8 protein-coding genes and 1 pseudogene are annotated in these 11,463 nt (G+C 46.5%); 5 read left to right on the forward strand and 4 right to left on the reverse strand.

All coding sequences use genetic code 11. The features are described 5' to 3' along the window. The first annotated feature begins 10 nt into the window (after nucleotides 1-10). On the forward strand, nucleotides 11-946 hold the full coding sequence (locus tag A6D97_RS18945; RefSeq protein WP_017065806.1) for a bifunctional GNAT family N-acetyltransferase/hotdog fold thioesterase: 936 nt from the start codon (nucleotides 11-13) through the stop codon (nucleotides 944-946). Between the two features lie 40 nt (nucleotides 947-986). On the opposite strand, the gene A6D97_RS18950 is transcribed toward A6D97_RS18945, so the two are convergent. The 4 genes from A6D97_RS18950 to hslR form a co-directional block, all read right to left on the reverse strand. Further along, complete coding sequence (locus tag A6D97_RS18950) at nucleotides 987-2,957, reverse strand: AsmA family protein (RefSeq protein ID WP_065585030.1); 1,971 nt, start codon at nucleotides 2,955-2,957, stop codon at nucleotides 987-989. A gap of 156 nt (nucleotides 2,958-3,113) precedes the next feature. Further along, complete coding sequence (pckA, locus tag A6D97_RS18955) at nucleotides 3,114-4,739, reverse strand: phosphoenolpyruvate carboxykinase (ATP) (RefSeq protein WP_065585031.1); 1,626 nt, start codon at nucleotides 4,737-4,739, stop codon at nucleotides 3,114-3,116. A gap of 337 nt (nucleotides 4,740-5,076) precedes the next feature. Continuing rightward, nucleotides 5,077-5,970 carry an Hsp33 family molecular chaperone HslO gene (gene hslO / locus A6D97_RS18960; protein WP_017063067.1) on the reverse strand — a complete coding sequence of 298 codons (894 nt, stop codon included), beginning with the start codon at nucleotides 5,968-5,970 and terminating at the stop codon, nucleotides 5,077-5,079. 18 nt (nucleotides 5,971-5,988) lie between these two features. Continuing rightward, complete coding sequence (gene hslR, locus A6D97_RS18965) at nucleotides 5,989-6,375, reverse strand: ribosome-associated heat shock protein Hsp15 (protein ID WP_017062490.1); 387 nt, start codon at nucleotides 6,373-6,375, stop codon at nucleotides 5,989-5,991. A gap of 331 nt (nucleotides 6,376-6,706) precedes the next feature. Between hslR and gspC the strand changes: the two genes are divergently transcribed. The 4 genes and pseudogenes from gspC to A6D97_RS22250 form a co-directional block, all read left to right on the forward strand. Continuing rightward, nucleotides 6,707-7,588: a type II secretion system protein GspC gene (gene gspC / locus A6D97_RS18970; protein WP_065585032.1), complete on the forward strand. Its 882-nt coding sequence runs from the start codon at nucleotides 6,707-6,709 to the stop codon at nucleotides 7,586-7,588. Between the two features lie 41 nt (nucleotides 7,589-7,629). Then, on the forward strand, nucleotides 7,630-9,654 hold the full coding sequence (gene gspD / locus A6D97_RS18975; protein ID WP_065585033.1) for a type II secretion system secretin GspD: 2,025 nt from the start codon (nucleotides 7,630-7,632) through the stop codon (nucleotides 9,652-9,654). After that, nucleotides 9,654-11,156, forward strand: a complete 1,503-nt coding sequence (gene gspE / locus A6D97_RS18980; RefSeq protein WP_065585034.1) for a type II secretion system ATPase GspE — start codon at nucleotides 9,654-9,656, stop codon at nucleotides 11,154-11,156. Before gspD ends, gspE begins: the two co-directional genes overlap by 1 nt. 1 nt (nucleotide 11,157) lies before the next feature. Next, a pseudogene (locus A6D97_RS22250) lies at nucleotides 11,158-11,463 on the forward strand (type II secretion system protein GspF); the annotation flags it as partial.

The raw sequence follows: 11,463 nt of genomic DNA on the forward strand, positions 1-11,463 counted from the left end.
AGGAATAAGCATGTTTAAACTCATAACACCAACCACCGAAAATCAGCTAAACAAGTATTACCATTTTCGTTGGCAGATGCTCCGTGAACCTTGGCGAATGCCGGTAGGTTCTGAGCGCGATGAATATGACCCAATGAGTCACCATCGCATGATTGTTGATGGTCGTGGTCGCCCGATGGCGATTGGTCGTCTGTATATCACCCCAGATCTGGAAGGTCAGATCCGCTATATGGCGGTGAAGAAATCTCGCCAAAGTAAAGGCATGGGTTCGTTGATTCTAGTCGCACTTGAGTCATTGGCTCGCCAAGAGGGTGCTAAGCGCTTGGTGTGTAATGCACGTGAAGATGCGATCTCATTCTATGAGAAGAATGAATTTGAACGTCGCGGTGAGATTAACGATCAACGTGGCCCTGTGCGTCACCAACAGATGGTTAAGCATCTTGACCCAATGGCAGACGTTCTGCGTAAGCCTGAGTGGTGTAATGAGCTTCAGCAGCGCTGGGAACATCAGATCCCGATCAGTGACAAGATGGGCATCAAGATCAACCAATACACGGGTTACCAATTTGAGTGTAGTGCTCAGCTGAATCCCAACTTGAACCCGCATAATACCATGTTTGCAGGCTCTGCCTTTACCTTAGCGACCTTAACTGGTTGGGGGATGACTTGGTTATTGATGAAAGAACGCGGGCTGACCGGTGATATCGTGCTGGCAGACAGTAATATTCGTTATCGTCACCCGGTTGAGCAAAACCCTGTTGCCTCTACTTCATTGGATGGGATCAGTGGTGACTTGGACCGCCTTGCGTCAGGAAGAAAGGCACGTATCATCATTCACGTGACCATTCATAGCGGCGATGTGGAAGCGGTAGAGTTTACGGGAACCTATATGCTGATCCCTGACTACAAAAAGCGATTATCAACAGACTCCAACGTAAACGTATAGCTGACACTGGCTAACAGATACAGATTAAAGATACAAGGCGCTACTCCTGTGGAGTGGCGTTTTTTTGTTGGCAGTCGTTAATCTCCGAATACTCAGCTTGGGTGAGCTTTCCTGAGATTTGATGGCATGGGTCCGATAGGGTAATCGAGAGGGTGTGTTGCTCAGCTTTAAGCAAGTCGAGTTCTCCAGAAGCCTCGCCATTGAGCGTTTGAACCCTTTGTTCGCCTTGCTCTGCTGATGATGCACCAATAATATGCATCGGTTCGAGAGTGAAGCGCCCACGGTCAAAATGCGCATTAAGCTCTGGAATTTCAAACACGTTATCAGTCGATGTTTCAGAAAGCTTGTCATTAAAGGTCATCACACCCTGGCGAACGCTGCCAGTGAGTTGCCCTGTGGTTGAGTAACCGAGCATCAGTGAGTCGCCATATAAACCTGCGGCTTGAAGTTCAAACTCGCCATAGCCGGTTGCATCGAGTGGTAATTCAAGTCGCTGCAGCATAGGCGCAATGGGTAACCCATCGGCAGAAATATCTAAGCTCCATGGCTTGCTGATTTGGTTAAAATCGAGCGTTGCATTGGCTTCAATGTAGCCATTCCTGAGTGGTGCAAACAGACGAGTCAGCGTCCATTTTCCTTGTTCGCTATTCATCTCAACCACAGGCTGTGCGCTGAGAATATTTTGGTAGCTGGCATCATTGGCGCTCGCCATCAGCTTCCCTTGCCATAAGCCCAGTTTTCTATCTTGCAGCAGTTGAACTTGATGCCCCTCGACATGTAATCCAGAGACCTGCCAGTAAGGCGTTTGTGCTAGTTGGATAAGTTGGCTGCGTTCTATATTAAGTCGGTTAATCTCGACGTTCTGGAGCTGTGTGAGCCAAGGCAATAGGCGAGCGGCCGGTAGAGGGCTATCTTGGTTTTCGGTAATCCACTTGATGCCTTGCAGGTCGAGCTGCGCCAATTGAATGCTGCTAGGGGCGACTTCGCCATTGAGCTGAACAGTGCCCTGCAGGAATTGAGTATAGAAATCCTCAATCAGAATCCGGTTTGCTTCTAGGTTGAGCTTGAGGCTTGGCTCGATGAACATGTCATCATCAATGGTCACTCCTTCAGCTTGCAGAGAAAAAATGGCTTTCTGTTGTTTCCAGATTTCAAAAGGCAGTTGGATATTTTCTAATGAGGCATCAAAGGCAGCGAGGTGGCCATCTTGCCACTCTACGTCGCTACGCAGAATATCTAAGCTATTGATGTGATTAATCTTAATGCCTGCAACATCCCACTCTTTGCTTAGTAGGTTTTGGGTCTGTTTCTGATTGAGTCGTAAGCCATCGACGGTCACATTCACCAACGACCAATCTTGTTGATATTGTTCAGCTTGCCCAGAAATCTTGGCGCCACGCCAGTCAAACGAAACACCATAAAGGGTGCTGTCGCTAGGTTTTAAGTCTAGGTCAATCAACAGATTATCGAATGCCTCACCTTGCCAATACAGTTGTGAGGCAGAGAGTTGGGTTTTTCCATAAGGTAGCAGCGAGTTATCGTTGTTCCACGTTGGGGCGGAGATCTGTAGGTCGATGCCTCGCGCATTAAACTCTGGCGTCGAAAAGTCGAGATTGTTGATGGCCAGCTGGTGGAGCTTGATGTTTGGTTGGGTAAATAAAGAAGTCAGTGTTTTTAGATCGTCTGCCTCTAATTGTAGGCCGCTGATCAAAACAGATTCAAAGACCAGTTTGGCCTCTGTCATCGATCTGGGGCTGAACCAAAGATCGATCTTGTCGATATACAGAGGTGTTTGCTTTTCTGGTTGGCTTTGGGTAATGCCCATCAAGGTGATGTGATACGGCGCCTGGTACTCAATATCTTCAATGAGTACAGGTTGTTCAATCGTATGCTTGATAAAAAAGTTAGCAACATCAGCTCGGTATTGAGTTTGTAAGCTTAATAGCAGCGCCGCGAGAAGTGCAACGATGATGGAAAGCACAATGCCGAGCACCATGAATACCTTTTTCATTCCTTGAAAGCCTTAATTTTCACTAGTCTTAAAACAGAGTGGAACAAAAATGGGTAAGCAGCAACAAAAAAGCCCCTCAAAAGAGGGGCTTGCTACAAAAATATCATTTTGAAACAGGGTCTTTGCATTTCGCTCAACCCCGAGCAGACTTTAGGGTTAGTCTAGTTGTGGACCTGCAGCAACCAGTGACTTACCTTCAGCGTTATCTGTGTACTTGTCAAAGTTGTTGATGAAGCGCTCTGCTAGATCTTTCGCTTTGCTTTCCCACTGCAATGGATCAGTGTACGTATCACGCGGGTCAAGAATCGTAGGATCTACGTCGTGCAACGCTAGCGGTACTTCTAGGTTAAACATAGGGATAACCTTAGTATCCGCTTGGTCGATTGAGCCATCTAAGATAGCGTCAATGATGCCACGAGTATCTTGAATCGAGATACGTTTGCCTGTGCCGTTCCAACCAGTGTTCACTAGGTAAGCTTCTGCTCCCGCCGCTTCCATACGTTTCACAAGCACTTCAGCGTACTGAGTTGGGTGAAGAGTTAGGAATGCAGCACCGAACGCAGCAGAGAACGTAGGAGTTGGCTCAGTAATACCGCGCTCTGTACCCGCTAGTTTCGCTGTGAAGCCAGATAGGAAGTGGTACTTCGTTTGTTCTGGAGTCAGTTTAGATACTGGCGGTAGAACACCAAATGCATCAGCGGTCAGGAAGATAACTTTTTGAGCGTGACCTGCTTTTGATACTGGTTTAACAATGTTGTCGATGTGATGAATCGGGTAAGAAACACGAGTGTTCTCTGTTTTTGAACCGTCATCAAAATCGATAGAACCATCGCCACGAACCGTTACGTTCTCTAGTAGTGCATCACGACGGATTGCGTTGTAGATTTCAGGTTCAGCTTCTTTAGATAGACGAATTGTCTTCGCGTAACAACCACCTTCAAAGTTGAAGATACCATCGTCATCCCAACCGTGCTCATCATCACCGATTAGCTCACGTTTAGGATCGGTTGATAGGGTTGTTTTACCAGTGCCTGATAGACCGAAGAAAATAGCGACATCGCCTTTCTCGCCAACGTTTGCACTACAGTGCATTGAAGCAATACCTTGTAGAGGTAGTAGGTAGTTCATCATTGCGAACATGCCTTTCTTCATCTCACCGCCGTACCAAGTACCACCGATGATTTGAACGCGCTCTGTTAGGTTGAAAGCAACGAAGTTTTCAGAGTTTAGACCCTGCTTTTCCCAGTTAGGGTTAGTTGTTTTAGCACCGTTCATTACCACGAAATCAGGTTCGAACGTTGCTAGCTCTTCGTCAGTTGGACGAATGAACATGTTCTTAACGAAGTGCGCTTGCCACGCTACTTCAGTGATAATACGCACGCTTAAGCGCGTATCAGGGTTAGCACCACAATAACCGTCGATGACAAACAGGCGCTTGCCAGATAGCTGAGTTGTCACAAGCTCTTTCAGCTCATTCCATACTTCAGTTGTAATCGGTTTGTTGTCATTTTTGCCTTGATCTGACCACCACATGGTATCGCGGGTCGTGTCATCTTTAACAATGTACTTATCTTTTGGTGAGCGGCCAGTAAAGATACCAGTGTCTACCGCAACAGAGCCTAGTTCCGTTACTACGCCTTTTTCGTAGCCTTCCAAACCTGGCAGTGTTTCTTCAACGAATAACTGCTCGTAGCTAGGATTACGAAGAACTTCAGTAACGCCAGTCAGTCCGTGCTTAGTTAGATCAATTTGTGCAGCCTTTGTATGTTCCATAACGGTCATAGGTGCTCCTTGTAGGATATTTTGTAGGGATTTTGTATTAATTTTTTATTGTTATCTGCTCACCATGCTAGCAACGAGACTCGGGGGAAACAGGGATATAGCTCAAAAAATATCCATATTAGCCATGGGGTTTTAAGCGTCTCGTCACATATTGGCCCAACTAGTCTATCCTGTACGCAAACCTTTGCGCTAGGGGCGAGAACATTATTAATTGATTAAAATTAAGCGGTGATTTTATTACGAGATGTTACGGAGTTTGCGCTATTTTGATCACAAAAAAGGCCAGCTGAGTGCTGACCTTTTTGGGGTAAATTACGTGTTTTTGGTACGCCGTAAATTAATGAACCGTATTGCTGCCTTTATCTGCTGCTTCTGCGTACAGTGCATCAACATCATTCTTGTCGAACGAGTAGTTTGTGCCACAGTAATCGCAGTGTAGACCAACGCTTCCTTCGGTGCTTAGGATGTCGTAGATCTCTTCTTGAGCAACAGTAATGATTGCTGCTGCACTTCGATCGCGTGAACAGCCACAGAAGAACTCAACCGGTTGTGGTGTGAATAGCTGTACTTTCTCTTGGTTGTACAAACGGTAAAGCAGTTCGTTCGCTTCTAGAGTGAATAGCTCTTCGTTTTTCACGGTGTCTGTTAGTTGCTCTAGGTGCTCGAAGTCGTCTGGAGTACCGGTGCCGTCAGGCATTACTTGTAGCAACATACCTGCAGCGTGTGCTTTGCCTTCATGCTCGCCAGTGCGCAGCCATAGACGAGTCTTAAGCTGTTCAGAGTTAGCGAAGTAGCCTTCAAGCACTTGTGCAAGCGTGTCACCTTCAAGACCAACGATACCTTGGTAACGCTCACCTTTCTTAGGATCGATAGTGATCACTAGATGACCTTTACCCATTAGGGCGTGTAGACCTGCGTCGTCTGCGATATCGCCTTCAAAGCGAGCAACACCACGGATCTTCTGATCGTGATCGCCATTGATAACTGCTAGAGATACTGGGCCGTCACCTTGCAGCTGCATCGTGATAGAACCTTCAAACTTTAGGGTCGCCGTTAGTAGCGTCGTTGAAACCAGTAGCTCACCCAACAGCTTTTGTACTGGAGCTGGGTATTCCTTGCTAGAAATAATCTGTTGGTACGCTTCGTCCATCTGTACCAATTCACCACGTACTGATAGGTCTTCAAATAGGTAGCGATTTAAAACATTACTTGTAGACATTGGGTCTGCCATTTGGCTATTCCTTCTAGCTTATTGAGTCTTGAACTTGATGATGTCACGACGTTGCTTTTTATCTGGGCGACGTTCTGGTGCTGGGCTATGAGCATTTAGCTTGCGCTGTTGTGCAAACTCTTCTCTTTTTGCCAAGCTTTCGGTGGTTTCTTCATAGAGGGTTTGAGCGATCGGGGCTCCACCACGATGGGCTGAGATTTTCTCGATCGTTACCGTCTTTTCTTCATTACCTTGGCGCAGTGTAATCACAGCCCCAAGTTCGACAATTTTACTTGGCTTGCTGCGCTGACCATTATAGTGGACTTTGCCACCATCGACCATGTTGCGAGCAATAGACCGGGTTTTGTAAAAACGAGCTGCCCACAACCATTTATCGAGTCTGACAGCTTCATTAGCAGTTTTCATATAGGGCTGTGCCTTATTAAGTGAGAAATGAATGCGGTTTAACTGTAACGAACAGTGCGCAACATGTTTTTGATGATGCTTATCACATTAAGTAGAAGCTTAAAGTGGAGGCGGTTGGCATTTTTTTCAAGTCATAATACAAAATAGCCATGTTATGCCGATTTATCGATTTGCTATGATATAGTTCAGGATCTTATTGCTTAAATAAGCTTGGTATCGAACGAATGAATAAAAAAGCTGAAAGTTTAATGATTTGCAGCGTTTGTCGTCATGAAAAGGGACTAGGAAAGTGAACTTTTTAGAGCTCAAAAATCGCGTAGGGAATTCTCCTATGTTGAGCCGCTTATTAGAGAATGGATTTGTACTTCAGCAGAAACTAAGCTTAGCGACCTGTTGTGTATTGATTGCAGCTTCCGCATGGATCTTAGGGCAGCTTGCATGGTTTATCGAACCTGCTGAGCAAACTATCGCGCCTTGGACAGCAACGGCTTCATCGTCTTCAGCACCTCAATCGACCCTTGATATCTCTTCTTTGCAGCAGAGCAACATGTTTGGTGCTTACAACCCAAGCACGCCCGCTGTGGTTGAACAGCAAGTTATCCAAGATGCGCCTAAGACGCGATTAAACCTCGTTTTAGTGGGTGCAGTCGCGAGCTCGAATCCAAAACTGAGCTTAGCGGTGATCGCCAATCGCGGCACGCAAGCGACCTACGGAATTAATGAAGAGATTGAAGGCACTCGAGCCAAGTTAAAAGCGGTATTAATCGACCGCGTTATCATTGATAACTCAGGACGAGACGAAACCTTGATGCTTGAAGGTATTGAGTACAAGCGTTTAGCGGTATCAGCACCTGCGCCACCTCGTACCACTTCTTCTGTTCGTGGCAATAACCCCGCTTCCGAAGAAGAGAAGCTTGATGAAATTAAAGCGAAGATAATGAAAGATCCGCAACAAATCTTCCAATATGTTCGACTGTCTCAGGTGAAGCGTGACGATAAAGTGATCGGTTATCGTGTGAGCCCTGGCAAAGATTCAGAACTTTTTAACTCTGTTGGGCTCCAAAACGGAGATATTGCCACTCAGTTAAATGGACAAGACCTGACAGACCCTGCTGCTATGGGCAACATATTCCGTTCCATCTCAGAACTAACAGAGCTAAATCTGGTGGTCGAGAGAGATGGTCAACAACATGAAGTGTTTATTGAATTTTAAAACTTTGCGTCTAACGAAGGACGAAAGTGTAGGAGAAGTACGTGAAGCATTGGTTTAAGAAAAGTGCATGGTTATTAGCAGGAAGCTTGATCTGCACACCCGCAGCCATCGCGAGTGATTTTAGTGCCAGCTTTAAAGGCACTGATATTCAAGAGTTTATTAATATTGTTGGTCGTAACCTAGAGAAGACGATCATCGTTGATCCATCGGTGCGCGGAAAAATCGATGTACGCAGCTACGACGTATTGAATGAAGAGCAATATTACAGCTTCTTCTTAAACGTACTAGAGGTGTATGGCTACGCAGTCGTTGAAATGGACTCGGGTGTTCTTAAGATCATCAAAGCCAAAGACTCTAAAACTTCGGCGATCCCCGTTGTTGGTGACCGTGATTCAATCACTGGTGATAGCGTAGTGACGCGTGTAGTGACGGTTCGTAATGTATCGGTTCGTGAACTTTCTCCTCTGCTTCGTCAACTAAACGACAATGCAGGCGCGGGTAACGTTGTGCACTACGACCCAGCCAACATCATCCTTATTACAGGCCGAGCGGCGGTAGTAAACCGTTTAGCTGAAATCATCAAGCGTGTTGACCAAGCGGGTGATAAAGAGATTGAAGTCGTTGAGCTAAAGAATGCTTCTGCGGCAGAAATGGTACGTATCGTTGATGCACTAAGCAAAACCACAGATGCCCAAAACACACCAGCCTTCCTACAACCTAAATTAGTTGCCGATGAACGTACCAATGCGATCCTTATCTCAGGTGACCCTAAGGTACGTAGCCGTTTAAGAAGGTTGATTGAACAGCTTGATGTGGAAATGGCAACCAAGGGCAACAACCAAGTAATTTACCTTAAATACGCCAAAGCAGAAGATTTAGTCGATGTGCTGAAAGGCGTGTCGGACAACCTGCAATCAGAAAAGCAATCTTCAACCAAAGGCAGCTCATCGCAACGTAACCAAGTGATGATCTCCGCTCACAGTGATACCAACTCGTTGGTGATTACCGCACAACCGGACATCATGAATGCGCTGCAAGATGTGATCGCACAGTTGGATATTCGTCGTGCTCAAGTATTGATTGAAGCCCTAATTGTCGAGATGGCAGAGGGTGATGGCATTAACCTTGGTGTGCAATGGGGTAACCTTGATACTGGTGCTGTGATTCAGTATGGCAACACAGGTGCGTCAATCGGTGGCGTAATGGTTGGTTTAGAAGAAGCGAAAGACACTGAAACGACCACCGCAGTCTATGATGATAATGGCGCCTTTTTGCGTAATGAAACGACCACAGAATCCGGTGACTACTCAACGTTAGCTTCTGCTCTTTCTGGCGTTAATGGCGCGGCAATGAGCGTAGTGATGGGTGACTGGACTGCCTTGATCAGTGCAGTAGCGACCGATTCAAATTCAAATATCCTATCTTCTCCAAGTATCACCGTGATGGATAACGGCGAAGCGTCGTTCATTGTGGGCGAAGAGGTGCCTGTTTTAACTGGCTCGACCGCAGGCTCAAGTAACGATAACCCATTCCAAACGGTTGAACGTAAAGAAGTGGGTATCAAGCTAAAAGTCGTGCCACAAATCAATGAAGGTGACTCAGTTCAGCTGCAAATAGAACAAGAAGTATCGAACGTATTAGGCGCAAACGGGGCAGTAGATGTTCGTTTTGCTAAGCGTCAGCTAAATACGTCAGTGATTGTTCAAGACGGTCAAATGCTGGTGCTGGGTGGCTTGATTGACGAGCGAGCGCTGGAAAGTGAATCTAAGGTGCCGTTCTTGGGCGATATCCCTGTTCTAGGACACCTGTTCAAATCAACCAGTACTCAGGTTGAGAAAAAGAACCTAATGGTCTTCATCAAACCAACCATTATTCGTGATGGTATGACAGCCGATGGTATCACGCAGCGTAAATACAACTTCATCCGTGCTGAGCAGTTGTACAAGGCTGAGCAAGGACTGAAATTAATGGCAGACGATAACATCCCGGTATTGCCTAAATTTGGCGAAAGCATGAATTACCCGGCTGAACTTCAAGCCTTCATTGATCAGATGGAAACAGAATAATGGCTGAATTGGTAGGGGCGGCACGTACTTATCAGCGCTTGCCGTTTAGCTTTGCGAATCGCTATAAGATGGTGTTGGAGTATCAACATCCAGAGCGCGCACCGATACTTTATTATGTTGAGCCACTGAAATCGGCGGCGATCATTGAAGTGAGTCGTGTTGTGAAAAATGGTTTCACGCCACAAGCGATTACTCTCGATGAGTTTGATAAAAAACTGACCGATGCTTATCAGCGTGACTCGTCAGAAGCTCGTCAGCTCATGGAAGACATTGGTGCTGATAGTGATGACTTCTTCTCACTAGCGGAAGAACTGCCTCAAGACGAAGACTTACTTGAATCAGAAGATGATGCACCAATCATCAAGTTAATCAATGCGATGCTGGGTGAGGCGATCAAAGAGGGTGCTTCGGATATACACATCGAAACCTTTGAAAAGTCACTTTGTATCCGTTTCCGAGTTGATGGTGTGCTGCGTGATGTTCTAGCGCCAAGCCGTAAACTGGCTCCGCTGCTCGTGTCACGTGTAAAGGTTATGGCTAAATTGGATATTGCGGAAAAACGCGTGCCACAAGATGGTCGTATTTCTTTGCGTATTGGTGGCCGAGCGGTTGATGTTCGTGTTTCAACCATGCCTTCTTCGCACGGTGAGCGTGTGGTAATGCGTCTGTTGGACAAAAACGCCACTCGTCTAGACTTGCACAGTTTAGGTATGACAGCAGAAAACCATGAAAACTTCCGTAAGCTGATTCAGCGCCCACATGGCATTATCTTGGTGACTGGCCCGACAGGCTCAGGTAAATCAACGACCCTGTACGCAGGCCTGCAAGAGCTTAACAGCAACGAACGCAACATCCTTACCGTTGAAGACCCAATTGAATTTGATATTGATGGCATTGGTCAAACACAAGTGAACCCTAAGGTTGATATGACCTTTGCGCGTGGTTTACGTGCGATTCTTCGTCAAGATCCCGATGTGGTAATGATTGGTGAGATACGTGACTTAGAGACCGCAGAGATCGCTGTTCAAGCCTCTTTGACCGGTCACTTAGTGATGTCGACCCTTCACACCAATACGGCAATCGGTGCAATTACGCGTCTGCGTGATATGGGCATCGAACCCTTCTTGATCTCTTCTTCGCTGCTGGGTGTTTTGGCTCAGCGCTTGGTTCGCACCCTGTGTAACGACTGTAAAGAACCTTACGAAGCGGATAAAGAACAGAAAAAACTGTTTGGGTTGAAGAAGAAAGACAGCCTAACGCTTTACCATGCCAAAGGGTGTGAAAGCTGCAGTCACAAAGGCTATCGAGGCCGTACTGGTATTCATGAGCTATTGATGATTGACGATTCGGTACAAGAGCTGATTCACAGTGAGGCTGGCGAACAGGCGATTGAGAAAGCAATTCGTGGCACAACACCAAGTATTCGAGATGATGGCTTGAGCAAAGTTCTGAAAGGGGTAACGTCCTTAGAAGAAGTGATGCGCGTGACCAAGGAAGTCTAGTATGGCGGCATTTGAATACAAAGCACTGGATGCCAAGGGTAAGAGCAAAAAGGGCTCGATTGAAGCGGATAACGCTCGTCAGGCTCGCCAGCGCTTAAAAGAACAAGGCTTGATGCCGGTTGAGATGACCGAAGCCAAGGCCAAAACAGCGAAAGGTGCACAGCCTTCGACTAGCTTTAAGCGTGGTATCAGCACGCCAGACCTTGCTTTGATTACTCGCCAAATTTCCACCTTGGTGCAATCAGGCATGCCGCTAGAAGAGTGCTTGAAAGCCGTGGCGGAGCAATCTGAAAAGCCACGTATTCGA

This window comes from Vibrio sp. ZF57, assembly GCF_001691235.1.
GTDB classification, from domain to species: domain Bacteria; phylum Pseudomonadota; class Gammaproteobacteria; order Enterobacterales; family Vibrionaceae; genus Vibrio; species Vibrio crassostreae_C.

Bases quoted from the DNA above. Each gene is read 5' to 3' on its own strand.
- A6D97_RS18945 (WP_017065806.1), top strand. From the start codon at position 11: ATGTTTAAACTCATAACACCAACCACCGAAAATCAGCTAAACAAGTAT.
- A6D97_RS18950 (WP_065585030.1), bottom strand. From the start codon at position 2,957: ATGAAAAAGGTATTCATGGTGCTCGGCATTGTGCTTTCCATCATCGTT.
- pckA (WP_065585031.1), bottom strand. From the start codon at position 4,739: ATGACCGTTATGGAACATACAAAGGCTGCACAAATTGATCTAACTAAG.
- hslO (WP_017063067.1), bottom strand. From the start codon at position 5,970: ATGGCAGACCCAATGTCTACAAGTAATGTTTTAAATCGCTACCTATTT.
- hslR (WP_017062490.1), bottom strand. From the start codon at position 6,375: ATGAAAACTGCTAATGAAGCTGTCAGACTCGATAAATGGTTGTGGGCA.
- gspC (WP_065585032.1), top strand. From the start codon at position 6,707: ATGTTGAGCCGCTTATTAGAGAATGGATTTGTACTTCAGCAGAAACTA.
- gspE (WP_065585034.1), top strand. From the start codon at position 9,654: ATGGCTGAATTGGTAGGGGCGGCACGTACTTATCAGCGCTTGCCGTTT.